Genomic DNA, 17,678 nt, shown 5'->3' on the forward strand with positions numbered 1-17,678 from the left:
TAGAGTTATGCAACATAAAATACTTGTTATCGATGACAACCAAGATGTAATCAAAGCACTAAAACTGCTTTTTTTACTCAATGATATTGATTGTGATGGTGCAACGTCTCCTGACAAAGGTCTGGCAATGCTTAAAAGTTCAACTTACGATCTCGTCATTCAGGATATGAATTTTACCTCCGATACAACATCAGGGGCTGAGGGAAAAGCGCTCTATCAAGCGATTCGCCAACTTAACCCTGACCTGCCAATTATCCTCCTTACGGCATGGGCCAACCTAGAGATGGCCGTCGAGCTCATCAAAGATGGCGCAGCTGACTACTTGGAAAAGCCTTGGCGGGAAGAGAAACTGCTTGCTTCTGTTAATCAGCTTTTAGAAATGTATCGATTAGAAAAGGCACAGTTTCAGCAGCAACAGCAATCGATTGCTCGTACAACAAAATTGACCGATAAGTTCGACCTCGCAGGACTAATCTGTGCAGATCCCGCAATGCTTAGCCTGTTGGAAGTGGCCACACAGGTGGCCCACTCTGATGCACCCGTGTTAATTACTGGGCCCAATGGAGCCGGTAAAGAAAAAATTGCGGAGGTTATAGTCGCTAACAGCCCTTATCGTGATGCTCCGTTTATAAAAGTAAATGCTGGTGCTTTACCTGCTGACTTAATTGAAGCAGAGTTATTTGGCGTCGTCAGTGGCGCTTATACTGGTGCGACTAAAAGTCGCGTTGGACGATTTGAAGCTGCGGATGGCGGTACTCTATTTTTAGATGAAATTGGTAACTTGCCACTCTCTGGTCAACAAAAGCTATTGCGCGTTTTGCAAACTGGGGAATTCGAACCCGTTGGCAGTAGCCAAACCAAACGCGTCAAAGTTCGGGTATTGAGTGCAACAAATGCAGAGCTGAGCAACGCGATATCACAAGGTTTATTTAGGGAGGATCTCTACTATCGTCTTAATATGATTGAGCTTAACTTACCTTCATTGGCACAGCGACCTGAAGACATTATTCCACTGGCAGAGCATTTTATAGATAGTAGTAAGCAATTGAGTTCTGGCGCGCAACATACGCTAAAACGCTACCATTGGCCTGGCAATGTTCGAGAACTACAAAATGTGATTGGTCGAGCAACTTTGCTTGCGCAAGGCAATACCATTGAAGCGCAGGACTTAGGCCTGAATATCAAGCAGACTAGTTCCGCCATTTCCTCAGAGCTGTCAGCACAAGATATTCGCACAGCATTAGAAAATAATGATGGCAATGTAACGCATGCGGCAAAGAGCTTAGGGCTTAGTCGACAAGCAATGTATAGACGTATGGACAAATTTGGAATAGCACGTTGATGAAGTTTCAGTGGTACTCGCTAGCTGGCAAAATGGCGATATTTTGTATCGGGGTAATCTTGGTTTTCGTGGCGATTCAGTCTGGACTGCGCTTTCTAGACGCCCCGTTTGAAGTGGCAACAGCCGTGTCGTTATTATTTGTCATCCCTTTAATATTTACGTATTGTGAGTTGATATTTAAGCAGCACAAGCACGCGCTTGATACGCTGACAAATGGACTAAAGAGTATTCACGACCAAGACTTTTCCATACGCATTGCAGAGCACCATAGTTATGAATTAAATGATCTTCTGCGTATGTACAACACCCTCGCAGGCAGTTTAAAGCTGCAACGCCAATCTTCAAATCAGCGAGAAATCTTATTAGATAGCATTGTTCAAGCATCTCCAATGGGGATTATTTTGCTGGACACGTTTTATCATATTGTCTACTCCAACAACGAAGCGACACAACTATTAAAGACCCCTAAACTCGAGGGAATGGCACTGCACCACAGCATCAATAAATTGCACCCCAATTTACAAATTGCAATTACCGAGCAACAAACTGGCCTAATTAGCTTTGAACAACATGACCAAAAGCAAAGTTACTATTTAAGCTTTAAACAAGTCACGTTAAACCAGAAACCTCACCAACTATTGATCTTCAAAAACGTCTCTCATGAACTAAGCCAAGAAGAGATCAATATGTGGAAAAATGCTATCCGCTTGATCAGTCATGAACTCAATAACTCTCTAGCCCCAATCAGTTCACTCACAACTTCAGCCAAAACCATGATTGAGCAAAACAAGCACTTAGCATTGCTGCCCGATATTCTCCAAACCATAGACCAACGTACCACTCACCTCAGTGAATTTATTGCACAATATGCTCGCTTTGCTAGGCTGCCAAAACCCAATTTCGCGTATCATGATTTAGCCCCCCTTTTTGCCCAAGTAAACAAGCTATACCCATTCAAAATGCTGGCCCCTTTGCCGGTTACTCATGCTTACTTCGACATTGCACAAATGGAGCAAGTGCTTATTAACATCATTAAAAATGCACATGAATCTGGCAGCGAAGTGGACGAAGTCGCAATCAAAGTAGTCAAAGATTATACTCGGCTTAGAATTGCCATTGTGGACAGAGGTTCTGGGATCATTGATGGAAATCACCATCAAGCTCTACAACCTTTTTACTCAACAAAAGCCAATGGTACCGGCCTCGGTTTGAGCCTGTGTAATGAAATAATTTACGCCCACCAAGGCCAAATAAAACTTAAAAACCGAGAGCGAGGCGGTCTAATGGTTGAATTTGACATCCCATTACAGGACACTAAATATAATTAAAAGGATTTGCATCTAAACTTAGATGCCTCACAGGAAAACTTATGCCACCATTAAATCGCTTTGCACTGTCATGCCTGCTTCCCATTGCACTCATTGGCTGCCAAGTTACTTCAAGCGTGAACAAAGAACCAATTGAGCCAGAAAAAGTGCCTTGCTGGTTGCAAACGCCAGTGACAGCGGATCGAATTGGGTTTATTGGTACAGCAGCACCATTGAGCGCCACTCAGTATGGCTCTTTGCTTGCGAGTCGACAGCGCGCTTTGGCGTCATTAATCAACCACTATGGGCTCCCCCAAATTGACCTTGAATTAAGTAAAGTCACTCATAGCGCATCGAACGTTACCTTAAACAATGGTCAGAAAGTATATTTTTCCGAACCCTATATAACACCAGATACACTATATAGCTACGCTAGCACCTCTGAACTCACATCCGTGGCACAGTGCCAAACAATGCAGTGTAACTTCTCTAAGTGCGAACCATCGTGGTTATGTCAAAAAAACCAAAGTAGCGTTATTGGTGTGAGCTATTATACCGCACTTGCCCATCAGCAAATTCCAATGAGTGCACAAAATGCCAAAACCCTTGCTGGTTACCTTAACCAAGCGCAAGTCAACGTCAAAGAGCAATTACGCGAAAGCTATAGGACTGATGAACAATCTGAAGCGAAATATGCGATCAACCTATCTCGTCAAGGTGATGTTTCTGCACAACAAGTAGAGCAACCACTGCTCATGACAAGCAGTTGTTCTTATGGTTCGACTTTGTTTGTAAATTACCAAGCCTCAGCACAAGAGCGCGCTCTTTCAAACCCTATAAACTGGCGTGTTAAACAAGAATTTGAAGGAAAGAGTGTTGTACTGGGAAATTTTGGTGAAGATGGCACAATTGCACCAGATAATCTACTAAGTAGCGCCATTAAGTATGCAATTCGAGATGCACTTGTTGAGCTGGCTAAAATAAAAGGAATTGAAATATCGTCACAGAGTACGCTCGTACAAAACAACGGACGCTACTTTCTGAACCATACCCACTATACTGTTCAGCAAACAGTGAGTGGTCAATTGCTCGACATCCAAATCGATTACAAGGATGGGCTTCCTAACATCTATGTCTGGCTGTTAGAAGGCAATTAAACGCCCCCTTCTCATTTGTTCAGTAAGGGCAACTTTAGCCCCTACTGTTCAGAATGTGTCGTAGTTACCTTCCGCCGCCACACATCAAGCTAAGCCCCTCACAGCTGTAGTTTACTTCTTCTTCCTCTAAGCCTGAAAAATCCAGTGTGCTGTAGCCACCATCTGTAGGCTGTGATTGAGAGGCATTATTCATATCACATGACCCTTGAGCTTCCCACATTGAAGGAGCCGCTGACGGACTTAAGTTCTTGTTCCAGTAATGCGCGGTGTATACGATACCGTTATATGTCACTTTTTCACCGCCGGAATAGGGTTTGTTTTGATACCATTCTTGCGGACAATCAGGCTCGCGACCAGCATGCAAGTATTCGAGCGCTTTTGAAAAGTTAGGTAAGCCATATCCATATACATTATCGTGTCCTGTTGATCCTAAATCATAGCTTGTCTCTTTGATGGCATTGATTATCTGAGTATTACTCCACTGAGGGTTTTGAGACCACAACCTCGCGATACCGCCGGAAATAATTGCTGTTGCCTGCGAAGTACCTGCGCCTACTACATAATTGTTGTGGAAGCTGCTTATATTGAGCGTGACATTTGAGGTATCACCTACAACAGGCCATTGGTGAGCAAGTAACGTTGGAAACTCTGTGTAATAGTCTAACCCCTTAACAGAACCAACCGTATTTTGTGGATAGTCTATCACCATAACTTTACCACCTGCAGCTTTACAACTGCTTTGTGCATTATTCAAGGCAACTCTGGTGCTGTAAGATAACGTGCGCTCAGCAATTTGCTGCTCAACATCTGCTGCAGTCAATGAATATAAACATTGCGCAGGCAAAGCTGTTTGCATTGATTGGCTATTTACTCCCACATCAATTTGCGTGTAGCTGATCAACTTTTCAGCTCCACCGCCTTGCTGAACACCAACTTGCTGCACCGCAAAATGGCTGCGATTGGCAGTAGAAATTATTTTACTGCCTGGCGCGACCAAATCAATTTCGCTATTAGCTGGGGAGAAAGAAGCCACTACGCCGTTTGTGTCTAGTGCTCCAATAGACAACACGTTGTGATACGAGGCGGGGTAATGCAACGAATCGTTATGCAGCCCACTGAGCTTTTTAATTTGTGAGCCATGATTACCGGCTGCTGCGACAAAGATCACATCTCTGTCGTAGGTTAATCTATCTATTACCGCCATCGTCATTGGCGAGAATTGATCTCCGCTAAGAGACATATTGATTACTTTGGCACCCGAATTAGCACACACCTCAATTGCTTCAATTAAACTGCCGCCAGAAATTGCCGAGTTTTTACCATGGGCAGTTCTAATAAGTTTGTGCACTTGTAACTTAGCAACGCCTTCGCTCAGGGCACCTTTAACCCCAATACCATTTCCCTGAGCTGCAATGATCCCCGCCATATGTGTACCATGGCTCAAAGCATCTTGATTCCAAAATCCGGCATATACACTGTGATACCCGTTGATATCGTTGGGCAAATCAGGATGTGAACTATCAACACCAGAGTCAATTATACACACTGGAATTTCATTTAACGCTAAAGGCAAATTATTAATGCCTGTTGCTCTAAGCCAATAAGGCTCGAGCTCGCTGTTGTTTAAGACGTCTAGGCTATTTGAATTATTTCGAAGATAATCAAGCGAATTATTACTTAAAGATAAACCATAATCGTGTTCAAGAATCACACCATCGAGCTGTTCAAGACTAGCAACTTGCTGAGCTGATAACTGGCCTTGAGCAATATAGTTGCTACCATTTCGTCCGATGACTTTCAAAGAACTTAGCACATTGGGTGATAGTTGACCTTGAGCATATTCAACCAAGTAAGAGCCACCGGCTCCCTGCGCATGTGCCATTGGCATAATACTTAACCCTGTTGCCATACATGCAATTAATAGAGTTTTCTTCGAACAGATCATATCCCCTCCTAACAAAGCGATGTTTCTACTTCTAGTTATTATTTTGAACTTATTGTTTTTCTTGTTGATCGACACTACGAGTATTTATCTGCGAAAGCCTCTCTTTCTAAGCTCCCTGTATAACAATCGAAACTTCAATCCGGTGCTCATTGACCGCGGCTAAATTCATTTTTTCTGCGTTTTCTTAGACCAGTCCAGCTGCACAATTTCGATTGGTAATTCAATCAAAGTAATCTCAATTGACGCCTCAATAATTGCATAATTCGAGATAAACTAAAATCTTATTTTTCACTTCTTTGAATTAAAGACAGATATATCAAACAGCTTTTTCGACCCGTAGTACCACAGAACCACGCTATAAAGAGCAAAATACCACAGAGAAAAACAAGTCCCCAATACTAACAAACGAAAAATTGATTAAAAAATAACAAATCAAACTCAATTTGACTCAATAAGTTCAAAAAAAAGTAGCTTTATAAAATAATTCATAGTAAGGAAAATAAAACCTATGTCTTATCATGCACTTTACGAAAAAGATGCTTAAAGGAAAGATAAAAATCCCACAAACTTGAATAATATTCATAAGAGTTAATCTGGCTTGCTAAATTAACTTTTTTCATCGCAAATGTTATTTTTTGTCTCGAATTGACGTTGTAATAATAGGTGAGCTGTTACAACACCATGCTGCGGTTTGATGGTTCAACACACATGAGTAAGAGAAGGTGCACATTCCATGTGCAGCAATAAATGATAAGAGCAAGAAATGATACACATTCTTTTGTCTGACAAACGCTATACGTATAGTCCAGAATTCAGATTTATAAAACCAAAGGACCAACAAAAGGTAAAAGTAAAATTTGCCAATGATTTGGTGCTTGCACTGGGCTATAAATTTAAGGAGCAGAATAATTATTTCACAATGGCAGCCGAAGCTGCTTTTATGTCCTTAAATCCTTTCGACAGACAACAAAGCCAGTTTTTTATAGAGCTCAAACTTACATCAAGTAATCAGGAAACCATCAATTTACAGCAAGACAGCACAAGTATTGGTCTTGGATACGCCCTAGGCTGCTATTTGGCCTATCGCAGCCATTTAAATAAACATATACATTTAACAGAAACTTTATTTGCAACAGGTGAGGTATCGCCTAGTGGCAATGTACATAGCATTGGCCACATCAACAATAAAATTGAAGGTGCCCTCTATGCGATGACGCATCGCCACAGCGGACCCTTTACTGTTTTTTACCCGAAAACCAACCACCAAGACATCGATCCAGAACTCATTGAACAGGTCGCCACCCTCGGTGGTCATCTTTGCCCAATAGAACATATCAACCAAGCGCTTTTTCATGTGCTTGGTGAGGACTTTGATGGTGAACAACTCAACAGTACTCTAACCTTTAAAGGGCTGTGTAGCTTTGATCCCCATGACGCTTACTACTTTTTTGGTCGAGAAGACTTAACTGCCAAATTACTGACCTTATTTAATGAAAACCCTTCACTGATAAAAGTCCACGGCGTTTCAGGCAGCGGTAAATCAAGCCTTATAAAGGCAGGGCTATTACCAGAGCTGACCAAACAACAGATTGATGTGAAATGGGAGATTGGGCTGCCTAAACAATTTGCTGATAGCCGTACTTTATTGACTCATTTTATAAACTCAAATGAAGCTGGGTTCTCTACTATATTGCAGACGATGCCTGTCGATTTAGATTTGTTTTTGGAAGAGTTATTAAATTTAAATACCACCTATTTAGATGAGCTGTCTCATCACCTCAACGCGCATAAAACAACTTATGTTTGGTTTATAGATCAATTTGAAGAAATCTATGAGTTAGAACCCCACAGTCGATTGCTGCAAAGTTTATCTTTGCTTGGTGAACACACTCCACTGAGAATAATAACAAGTATACGCAGTGAGTACTTACATCAGACTGACATGGTGGGTAGAGATTTTTATGTTCCTCACAGCTTATCTGCAGAAGACTGGCTAAAAATAATTAACAATCAAGCACTCGCTTTAGGTATTGTATTGGAAGAAGGGCTAGCGCAAACAATTCAAACCGAAGCATTGAAATTGTCTCATGCGCTCCCTGCAGTTGAATACTTGCTCGCACAAATGCATGCTCTGGCGATAACCAGCGAGCAACCCAAAATACTCTCTTTTGCCCAGTACAATCAACTCAATAAACTCACTGGTGTCGTTTATAAGCAAGCGGAGCATATATTAGGGCAGTTTGAACCACTTACAGAGCAATTTTTCGAGTTATTTGTGGGCGTAAACATAAATGGAACTTGCTATGCAAGACACGTTGATTTTATTGCTCTAGAACAGTACAACCCTGAATTACTTTCGTTAGTAAATGCGCTGATAGAAAAGCAACTCATTATACGTCATCAAGCTCAAAAGTTACCGCCTTATGTGAAGTTGACGCACGACTGCTTAATCACCATTGCCGATAACCTTTCATTGGATCAGCAAATTTGGCCCAGATTTTACATCTGGCTTACCGCCAGAAAAGAATATCTACAGTGGTTTCATGGCGTTGAAACCAAGTATAAGCAATGGAAAAATTTCGCAGGACAACCACAAGAGCAATGTCATTTTGCATTGACAAAACATGAGCTTTCAGACGGTACCAAGTACCTAAGCCAGCCAGGCACTGTGGGGCTGGAGTCGGTAAAAAATTACATCATTGCGTCACAAAGTCATTATCAAGCCTCACTTGAATTACAAAACAAAACCCAAAAGCGCCGATTGTTTACGACTAGTCTCTTATTTGTCTGTGCAGTTGGTACAGCCGCATTTGCTTACTTTCAAAAGCAACAAATAGAGGTTGAACAAGAGAAAACAGCGCAAGCTTTAGTTCATTTAAAAGATAATGTACTGATAAATATAGACTCCATAGAACCGATATTGGCGCAATACCTGCCGACTTTTCAGCGTAAATATTTAAATGCACACTTATCTAAGTTAGTAGATAGTGTCGATGATATTCCCCTTGATGAAATCGATAAGCTCAGACTATTGCTGATTAAAATTAAAATACTGCGTCAAGACGACTCGACTCACATCGACGAGGTGATCAGCACCATTGGTTCTTTAGAAAGTCGCCTAACCTCCATTGAAAGAAAAGGCACGAAAGAACAACAACTCATTGTTGCTTTTAAGTACGAGCTCGGCGCTTTGTTACTTAAACAAGGTCGCGCAGATGAAGCAGAAACGTACTTCCAACGAGCGCTGTCGCAAATTGAAAGAATGCAAGAGGATGAGTCGCTTACGCTCACCAAGGCAAGAGCAACATCCCAGATAGCGTCTATTGCACTGGACGCAGGAGATGTAGCCTATGCCTCTGAAAAGCTAAATGAAACCCTGCAAATTCTAAATAGCAATGTACCTTCTCAGCAGTTAGAGCAATCATATAATGTACTAAGGATTAATGTATTCAGAGAGTTAGCCAAAGCGTCGTCCTCGCAACAAAAATCAAGCGACTTACTGTTACAAGCAAAAACGATACTCGAAAAACAACTCAGTAATGACCCCAATCACCTGATTTCACAGTACAATCTTTTACGTACCTACATTAATCTAGCTGAGTACAGTTCCAGTAGAACGCAAGCTATGCAGTACTACCATCAGGCTGATGAGCTCGCCCGAATGTACTCAATTAAAGACCCTGATAATGTTTACGTACAAGTTGCGCAGCTCTTGCTAGCGAGCCGTTTAGGAAAACACAAACTCGCGCAAGGCTACTTGGTAGAGGCACAAGAGTACTTTCTGGCCGGCCTAGATATTGCGAGAAAGTTACGACAGCTGAACGAACATAATATCGATTGGCAAGGACATAGTATTGAGCTTTACACCGCTTATGCAGGTTATTTCGAAGAGTCTGCACAACCAGAACAAAGCACACTTTACTATGAAAAAGCCCTACAAGCGGCCAAAAAGCTCGCAGAGCAAGACGAAGAAAACTTAGATTTTGCGAGTTTATTACAAGGGGTACACTCTAAAGTCGCCTCTCACCTCTATGACTTAGGAGACAAAAAGGCCGCGCAGTCACACTTAGAACAAGCGCGCGTACTGGCATTTGCATTGACCCAAAAGCGCCCAGAAAATCAAGCTTTTCAAGTGAGTTATCGTAAAAAGCTGTTCAACCTTGGTTATATTGCATCTGAAGCCGGGGAAATAGAGAAGGCTTGTAATTATTTTACTCAAGGGAAAACGCTCTCTGAGCGTTATTTGGAAACGAATACCAGTATCAAGTGGCAAAAAGCCAAGAATAAGTTTGAACACTATATCGAATTATTAAAGTGTAACTAAAAAAGCAACAAACTTTGATAGCATTAGTTTGAAGACGTAAAACATTGTGCTGAAACTTTATCAAAAGTTGTTATACCGCAAGTAGCTATCTGGTGACTCACATTAGAGTTAGCCATACAATGGGCGGGCAAAAGGATACAACAGCAACGACAAAGGGGGTATTGATGTGGTTTGATAACAAGCAAGCCGTACAAGAAGCGTATAAATTTATTAAGTTTTTACTTAGAAAAAAGGCAATTACGGACCATCGAATCGATACCGAAGCACTTATCCAAGAGACTTTACTAAAAGTGATTAAGGCAACCAAACAAGAAGCTGAGCAAGATAAAGAAGCGCATCATGACGCACATAGGCTCAATGCCCAGAGCGACTTTAATCACGTCTTAAAGGCTTATACATACCGCGCTTTTGAAAGCGTCTACTTGGATATGGGTAGCAATGTAACGTATAGAAAAAAATCGGCTTCTGAGCAAGCGAAGGCTCCTGATGAGGGGCGCTCAGTACAGATAATTCATTTATATGAATCTAATCAAGGTGATGAAAAAGCAAGCAATATTTATGAGCTGATGCCCAGCGATCAGCCAACTCCAGACCAAGTAACGAAAATGGATAAAAATGCACGGCTATTTATCAACCTACTTCTAGAAACGATTGCTCAGGAGGAAGATAAGAAAAAACAGGCTCTTTTTTATGACTTTTTCTCTTTATCTTTCAGACAAAATGCATTGACTCAAAAACAACTTGGAGAGCGTCATGGCTTTAAAGGAAATGCGGCAATCACATATATATCTAGATTTGTATCTAAGTTGGCAAAACGCGTTGAAGAGTCTGGGCTAAGCCTAGAGTTAGGTGGAAACCCACAAGCAGATTTCGACATTTACTTTCTCACTCACAGCAATACAATAAATGAGACGATATCAGTATGAATAAGGTTAAGATCACAGACAAGGTATTAGAGTCGCTAGAAGATCACCTCATTGCAAAATCAATTACGGAATTTGAGTATGAGGATGACAAAGCGCTCACACCTCAGGAAATGGCGATTATTGAGCACATTTATAATCAACACAAAACCGAGCAAGTTGCATCCAACGAACTCAGTTTCGAAGTTCCTCTTCTAGCCGCAAGTGCGGAGCAAATTAGTGTAGACAAGCCATGGTGGGACTTTGACACCATCATCAATGATACATTCCAGCTTGCAGTATTCAGCTCCTATGGACAAGAGCTAAGTAAGCATGTTGATTTTGAGCTAAACCCGTTAAAAGGCAAAGAGCGGGAATTTAAGGATTACTTTGATACCTTTAGAGGGACCAAGCAAGGCATTCGAATTTACTGGGCTAAGAACCGCCGTCAAGTCGTCATGGAAGGTGAATTAGTGCATTCATTTGAAGGAGACTGCGTAAGCGGTCAAGGTAAGATTATTTCTAGCGAGTATTTTGGCAATGGCCACTTTAAGTTGATGCTCGAGTTTTTTGCGTTATCGGGCGAAGAACAATAGTTGGGTTTGATTGCTGTGAGCACCTTATTCATTGCGGGCTAGTTCGCCCGCAATTGTTTTATCACAACCAGTAAGATTAACGCTTATTGCTCTAGCGTTGCAGTGATCCCTCCTGCACCTATCAACATTCCCCCAGATAATCTATTAAACAGCCTCTGAGCTCGCTCTGACAAAGCAATTGAGCGCACTTTGTGTGCACCTATTGCATAGGTCGATGCACTTAGTAAAGAGACGCTCAGAAACGTACTTCCTAATATCAACATTTGCTCGACAATGCTTTTTTCCGGGTTAATAAAAAGAGGAAAAAATGCCATGAAAAAGATTAAGCCTTTGGGGTTTAGAGCCGTTACCAGTACTGAATCTCTAAATAACTTGAAACCACTATATGTTACTTGAGTGCGCTCGTCTGATGTTGTGTGCTGAGACTGCCATAATGCACGTACTCCAAGATAAACTAGATACAAAGCACCGATATACTTCATTACATTGAATGCAGTTGCCGAAGTAGACAACACAGCACCGATCCCAAGTAGAGAAAAGCTCAAAGCAATAAGATCGCCACACGCTATACCAAACACCATTGGCATCACCGCTTTTTTACCATTTAACAATGATTGACTTACGACAAGTAATACAGCCGGACCAGGCGTGAAACACAAGGCAAGTGATGCAGCAACAAATGAAAACCAAACTTCAACGCTCATTTTCAATCCTTTTCGCTCTGATAGAGTTGTATAAGCGAGCTTAGCAAGATTCTATTCGGTACGAAAGAAGACGAAAGAAATACCGAGCAGGATAGACGCTATTAAAGAATAAGAAATTAAAGATAAGATGGTGCCCGGGGCCGGACTTGAACCGGCACGCTGTTACCAGCGAGGGATTTTAAATCCCTTGTGTCTACCAATTCCACCACCCGGGCATCGGATGTCTAATATATTAGAAATATGTGGAAGAAAATGGAGGCGGAACCCGGAGTCGAACCGGGGTGGACGGATTTGCAATCCGCTGCATGGCCACTCTGCCATTCCGCCATACTCTTAGAAAGAGATGGAGCGAGTAACGAGGTTCGAACTCGTGACCTCGACCTTGGCAAGGTCGCGCTCTACCAGCTGAGCTATACTCGCATTTTCACTTGATAACAAGTGGTGCCCGGGGCCGGACTTGAACCGGCACGCTGTTACCAGCGAGGGATTTTAAATCCCTTGTGTCTACCAATTCCACCACCCGGGCATCGGGTTTGCTTTCGCATGTGGATTATATTGAGAGTGTGGAGGCGGAACCCGGAGTCGAACCGAGGTAGACGGATTTGCAATCCGCTGCATAGCCACTCTGCCATTCCGCCATAAAATCAAAAATTGGAGCGAGTAACGAGGTTCGAACTCGTGACCTCGACCTTGGCAAGGTCGCGCTCTACCAGCTGAGCTATACTCGCATTGTAACTAAAGCTTTAAAACATGCTTTAATAACATTTCTTTTTGATGACTGTTGTCTCTCAACACGGACGCATTCTACAGAACTTCTTGGATGCGTCAACATAAAAAATGAATGTTTTTAACTGTTTGCTTATTTTTTATCTAATGTGTTCTGTAATTGCTCAAGAACAGTTAAGATTTAAGCAATTCTCCTCTTGCAGCAAACAAGTATTGCAGCATAGATACGATAGTAAGTAATGTAGCTATGGCTAAAAGCGCGTAACTCAACATAATCATCCAAGGAGCAAACTGCCAAATCAAGCCTATAATCGCGAGCATTTGGGCTGCCGTTTTAAACTTGCCTAAGTTAGATACTGCAACACTGGCACGCTTACCTATGCCTGCCATCCACTCCCTCAATGCAGAGATCACAATTTCGCGACTAATGATTATTACTGCCGCCAAAGTGACTAAAACATTTTGGTAGTGCGCAGCAATCAGGACTAAAGCAACACTGACCATTACTTTGTCTGCTACAGGGTCTAAAAATGCTCCAAATGGAGTAGATTGATTTAATTTACGTGCCAAATATCCATCTAATATATCTGTGATAGACGCCAGCCAAAAAATAAATGCGGCAGCGAAAAAGGCCCATGTATATGGTAAGTAAAACACCACGGCAAATACGGGGATGAGAAACAACCTAAATGTTGTAAGCGTGTTTGGAATATTCCACATAACTACTTAGAGAATTCTTTTTCTATATGTTCGCATGAAGCATTAAGCTTTGTCATGCAAATGATTAAATATCTTTTCAGCCAACTCAGGACTGATCCCAGGCACTTGCCCTAACTGTTGTAGATTTGCTGATTTTACTCCCTGCAATCCCCCTAAATATTTGAGTAAAGCTTGGCGTCGTTTACTTCCAACACCTGCAATCTCTTCTAGCACCGATTGTGTTCTTTGTTTCTGGCGTTTATTTCGATGCCCTGCAATCGCAAATCGATGGGACTCATCTCGAATATGCTGAATTAGATGCAAAGCCGGTGAGTCGCTCTCCAGATTAATGGTTTTACGTCCACCGTCAAATAACAAAGTTTCCAAGCCTGGTTTTCGGCTAGTACCTTTTGCTACACCAATCAACATGGGCATTTTTTCTAACTGCCAATCTTCAAAGAACGCTTCCGCCCGAGCAAGCTGCCCCTTACCCCCATCAATAAAGATAATGTCTGGCACTTTTTGTTCGTCGGTGATTTTGGCGTAACGTTTATTCAACGCAAAATCCATCGCCGCATAATCATCACCAGGCGTAATGCCAGTCACATTGTAGCGTCTATACTCTCTAGTATTGGGGCCCTGCCCATCAAAAACAACACAAGATGCTACCGTATTTTCACCCATAGTATGGCTGATATCAAAACACTCCATTCGATCAATGTCTGTGAGCCCTACAGCCTCTTTTAACAAAGCATATCGTTTACTAATTGCATCTTGTGCACTTTGTTTGACCATAATGCTATTGTGCGCATTTTTATTAGCAAGTGCCAAATATTGTGCTCGTTCAGCACGCACATTGACCCGCAGCTGCACCTTCCTTTTTGCTAGCTGAGTTAAACCCGTTGCCAGTTGAGTTCGCTCAGCAATGTCAAACGGCAATACAATATCATTGGCAATACGCGCATTGGACCCATTGGAGATATAGTACTGACCAATAAAGGATGTCAATATTTCATCGTTATTTGAATCTTTTGGAACCTTCGGGAAATAGGTTTTACTGCCTAGTATTTTGTGATCCCGAATCATGAGCATATGAATTGCACACAAGCCATTGTGTTGTACAAAGCCAATCACATCCATTTCAGCGAAATTGCCAGCGACCGATTGCTGTTCTTGCATTTGCCGCAATAGCGCAATCTGGTCACGGTATTTTGCCGCCTCTTCAAAGTTCAGGGAGAGACTTGCCTGCTCCATTTTTGCAACCAAGGCTTCAATAACAAGATGCGATTTGCCACTTAAAAACTGCCTTACCAAATCAACTTGGTTGTCGTATTCCTCATCTGACACTTTTTCCACACAAGGTGCTGAACACCGTTTGAGTTGATGTTGTAAACATGGGCGACTTCTTGCACGGTAATAGGCATCTTCACACTGGCGTACAGGAAAGATTTTTTGCATCAAGCGTAGGCTTTCTGATACCGCGGCGCTGCTTGGAAACGGCCCAAAATACTCCCCATTTTGCTTGCGTGCCCCCCGATGAAACGCAAGCCGAGGGTGGCGATGTTCTGTGAGTAAAATATAGGGGTAAGACTTGTCGTCACGCAGTAAAATGTTATATCGAGGCTGGTACTTCTTGATCAGGTTATTTTCGAGAAGTAGTGCTTCAGTTTCGGTATTGGTTAACGTGACTTCAATGTGAGCGATATTGCTCACCAAAACTTGCGTCTTGCTGTCTGGAATATTGCTGCGAAAGTAGCTGCTTACGCGCTTTTTGAGGTTTTTTGCTTTGCCGACATAGATAACCTGATGTTCTTTATCGTACATACGATATACACCAGGTTCAGTTGTAAGCGTTTTTAAAAACGATTTATGATCAAATACAGCCATTAAAACGGTTAACGCGAGCTATCTATGTCGATCATTTTATGACGAATTGCCAAATGAGTTAGCTCAACATCTCCGCTAACATCCAGTTTTTCAAACATTCTGTAGCGATAGCTATTTACTGTTTTAGAGCTCAAATTTAAACGCTCTGCAATATCTTGCGCTTTTTCACCTTTGGTGATCATCAGCATTATTTGCAGCTCTCTATCAGAAAGAGATTGGAAAGGGTTTTCATCCACCTTACCACTAAATTGTGCTAATGCTATTTGCTGTGCAATTTCAGGTGCGATATATCGTTGACCAGAATTTACCGAGCGAATTGCGTTGATCATTTCATCAGGACCCGCACTTTTCGTTAAATATCCGTGCGCGCCAATCTGCATAACCTTGCTTGGGAATGGGTCTTCACAATGTACCGTTAACACGATCACCTTCACGTCTGGACAGTAACGACAAATCTTTTTCGTTGCTTCCAGCCCGCCGATCCCCGGCATATTCATGTCCATTAATACGATATCAGGTTCATTTTGACGGCAAAAAGTAACCGCCTCTTCCCCAGTTTTAGCCTCTCCGACCACCTTGAAACCACGCACATCATCTAAAATGCGTTTGATTCCAGTCCTTACAAGTTCATGATCATCAACTAAAAGTACGTTAATCAATGGAACATCCTCATGCTAGCCCTTGGTAAATAAAATCTTGTCGATTTGCTTTGCGAGATTAACACATAATTCCGCAAAGCATCATCAATTACATCATTTCATTTAGTAAATATACGAATTTTTTACTAATTCTTGATTGAAGCGCTATCCCTTTTCAGAAAAGCGGTTAACCCATAGAGCGATAACACCATCACCAGTTACATTACACGCTGTGCCGAAGCTATCCTGTGCCAAATATAACGCGATCATTAATGCAATAGCGCTTTCGTCAAACCCGAGCATTGAAGTTAATAACCCGAGCGCCGACATAACAGCACCACCAGGTGCACCTGGGGCTGCGATCATTACCACCCCTAGCATGAAAATAAACGGCAACATCTCAATCAATGAAGGCACCGCCATTGTTGGTGACAAAAACATAACCGCCATCGCACAGGTCACAATAGTAATGGTTGAGCCCGATAAATGAATCGTTGCACATAACGGAACTGAGAAGTTTGCAACTTCTTCAGATACACCGTTTGATTTACTCGCTCTCAATGATACTGGGATCGTTGCCGCACTCGACATAGTACCAATTGCTGTAAAATAAGCTGGCAGCATATTTTTTACCAGTTCAATCGGACTACGCTTTAACATTAATCCAGTTACCACAAAAAGTGTGGTCAACCATAACCAGTGCATCGCTACTGCGGCAATCAACACCACGCCAAAGGTACTTAACGTATCAACAACTGTGCCAGCTACAGCCATTTCAGCAAATACACCTGCGATATAAAATGGCAAAGCAGGAATGATAACTTTAGCCAGTAACGCATCAATGACATCACGCCCTTGATCAACAACATCTTTTAGCTGTACTAGGTTCAGTTGACTAATACCAATACCAAATATAAAGGCCGCCGCAAGTGCCGTCATAACACCCATAATGGGAGGAATTTCTAGTTGAATATATCCTTTTAACTCTGCACCTTTTGCCGCTTCATAGGCAACGCTGCCTTCAAAAAGACCAGTAGCAGCCAAGACAAGTAAAACAGCCAAGGTTCCCGCAATCACCGTTGAGCCGTAAGCAAACCCAACAGTTTTACCTAAGAGGTGCCCTGAAGTTTTTGGTAAGCCCGCAATACCGGATGCAATAAAAAACAGAATAATCAAAGGAATTGTAAAGCTAATCAACTGGCCTATGATTACTTTTGCTGTATACAGTAGTTCAGTTATACCCAAAGGCAGGTACAAACCTGCCAAAATACCACCTAAGATACCGGCGATAAGTTTTATTATTAGAGACATATTTTGCCCGAATCACATTAAATTAAGCCCCTTTTTACCATGTTTTTCCCTCTTAGGTATACAAATGCGACACTTTAAATGTATCTGGTTTACCTTATTTCACCTGAAATTAACGCAACCCAACGAGAATGAATTGAGAC

Annotated in this window: 12 protein-coding genes and 6 tRNA genes; 6 read left to right on the plus strand and 12 right to left on the minus strand. The window is 42.0% G+C overall.

Annotation, left to right across the window (positions count from 1 at the left end; translation table 11 throughout):
- Nucleotides 1-7: 7 nt before the first annotated feature.
- Genes A7985_RS18200 through A7985_RS18210 form a run of 3 tightly spaced genes read left to right on the plus strand, consistent with a single transcriptional unit; the run spans nt 8 to nt 3,806 of the window.
- Complete coding sequence (locus A7985_RS18200; RefSeq protein ID WP_065791837.1) at nt 8-1,342, plus strand: sigma-54-dependent transcriptional regulator; 1,335 nt, start codon at nt 8-10, stop codon at nt 1,340-1,342.
- Nucleotides 1,342-2,670, plus strand: a complete 1,329-nt coding sequence (locus A7985_RS18205) for a sensor histidine kinase (protein WP_065791838.1) — start codon at nt 1,342-1,344, stop codon at nt 2,668-2,670. The genes A7985_RS18200 and A7985_RS18205 overlap by 1 nt, the downstream gene beginning before the upstream one ends.
- 41 nt (nt 2,671-2,711) lie before the next feature.
- Complete coding sequence (locus A7985_RS18210) at nt 2,712-3,806, plus strand: hypothetical protein (RefSeq protein WP_065791839.1); 1,095 nt, start codon at nt 2,712-2,714, stop codon at nt 3,804-3,806.
- 64 nt (nt 3,807-3,870) lie between these two features.
- On the opposite strand, the gene A7985_RS18215 is transcribed toward A7985_RS18210, so the two are convergent.
- Nucleotides 3,871-5,751, minus strand: a complete 1,881-nt coding sequence (locus tag A7985_RS18215) for a S8 family peptidase (protein ID WP_065791840.1) — start codon at nt 5,749-5,751, stop codon at nt 3,871-3,873.
- 763 nt (nt 5,752-6,514) lie between these two features.
- Between A7985_RS18215 and A7985_RS18220 the strand changes: the two genes are divergently transcribed.
- The 3 genes from A7985_RS18220 to A7985_RS18230 all read left to right on the plus strand — a co-directional run bounded on the left by A7985_RS18220 (nt 6,515) and on the right by A7985_RS18230 (nt 11,573).
- Nucleotides 6,515-10,075, plus strand: coding sequence for a tetratricopeptide repeat protein (locus A7985_RS18220; protein WP_065791841.1), 3,561 nt, complete (start codon nt 6,515-6,517; stop codon nt 10,073-10,075).
- 164 nt (nt 10,076-10,239) lie between these two features.
- Nucleotides 10,240-11,001 (plus strand): hypothetical protein, encoded by a 762-nt coding sequence (locus tag A7985_RS18225; RefSeq protein ID WP_065791842.1) that lies wholly within the window; start codon nt 10,240-10,242, stop codon nt 10,999-11,001.
- Nucleotides 10,998-11,573: a hypothetical protein gene (locus A7985_RS18230; protein ID WP_065791843.1), complete on the plus strand. Its 576-nt coding sequence runs from the start codon at nt 10,998-11,000 to the stop codon at nt 11,571-11,573. The genes A7985_RS18225 and A7985_RS18230 overlap by 4 nt, the downstream gene beginning before the upstream one ends.
- An 83-nt stretch (nt 11,574-11,656) precedes the next feature.
- Here A7985_RS18230 and A7985_RS18235 read toward each other — a convergent pair whose 3' ends face one another.
- From A7985_RS18235 to A7985_RS18285, 11 genes are all read right to left on the minus strand, one after another.
- Nucleotides 11,657-12,277 carry a LysE family translocator gene (locus A7985_RS18235; RefSeq protein ID WP_065791844.1) on the minus strand — a complete coding sequence of 207 codons (621 nt, stop codon included), beginning with the start codon at nt 12,275-12,277 and terminating at the stop codon, nt 11,657-11,659.
- A 128-nt stretch (nt 12,278-12,405) separates the two neighbouring features.
- A tRNA-Leu gene (locus tag A7985_RS18240) sits at nt 12,406-12,492 on the minus strand.
- 38 nt (nt 12,493-12,530) lie between these two features.
- Nucleotides 12,531-12,604, minus strand: a tRNA-Cys gene (locus A7985_RS18245).
- A gap of 17 nt (nt 12,605-12,621) precedes the next feature.
- Nucleotides 12,622-12,697: transfer RNA gene (locus A7985_RS18250), tRNA-Gly, on the minus strand.
- A 19-nt stretch (nt 12,698-12,716) separates the two neighbouring features.
- Nucleotides 12,717-12,803, minus strand: a tRNA-Leu gene (locus A7985_RS18255).
- A gap of 38 nt (nt 12,804-12,841) precedes the next feature.
- A tRNA-Cys gene (locus A7985_RS18260) sits at nt 12,842-12,915 on the minus strand.
- Nucleotides 12,916-12,929: 14 nt separating this feature from the next.
- Nucleotides 12,930-13,005: transfer RNA gene (locus A7985_RS18265), tRNA-Gly, on the minus strand.
- Between the two features lie 172 nt (nt 13,006-13,177).
- On the minus strand, nt 13,178-13,723 hold the full coding sequence (gene pgsA, locus A7985_RS18270; protein WP_065791845.1) for a CDP-diacylglycerol--glycerol-3-phosphate 3-phosphatidyltransferase: 546 nt from the start codon (nt 13,721-13,723) through the stop codon (nt 13,178-13,180).
- A 42-nt stretch (nt 13,724-13,765) separates the two neighbouring features.
- Nucleotides 13,766-15,589, minus strand: a complete 1,824-nt coding sequence (gene uvrC / locus A7985_RS18275; RefSeq protein ID WP_065791846.1) for an excinuclease ABC subunit UvrC — start codon at nt 15,587-15,589, stop codon at nt 13,766-13,768.
- Nucleotides 15,590-15,597: 8 nt separating this feature from the next.
- A complete protein-coding gene (gene uvrY, locus A7985_RS18280) occupies nt 15,598-16,248 on the minus strand; it encodes a UvrY/SirA/GacA family response regulator transcription factor (protein WP_023398753.1) in 651 nt (216 codons plus the stop codon).
- Nucleotides 16,249-16,392: 144 nt separating this feature from the next.
- Nucleotides 16,393-17,538: a dicarboxylate/amino acid:cation symporter gene (locus tag A7985_RS18285; protein ID WP_065791847.1), complete on the minus strand. Its 1,146-nt coding sequence runs from the start codon at nt 17,536-17,538 to the stop codon at nt 16,393-16,395.
- Nucleotides 17,539-17,678: the final 140 nt, after the last annotated feature.

Origin of the sequence: Pseudoalteromonas luteoviolacea, assembly GCF_001696455.1 — a bacterium.
Taxonomy (GTDB): Bacteria; Pseudomonadota; Gammaproteobacteria; order Enterobacterales; family Alteromonadaceae; genus Pseudoalteromonas; species Pseudoalteromonas luteoviolacea_C.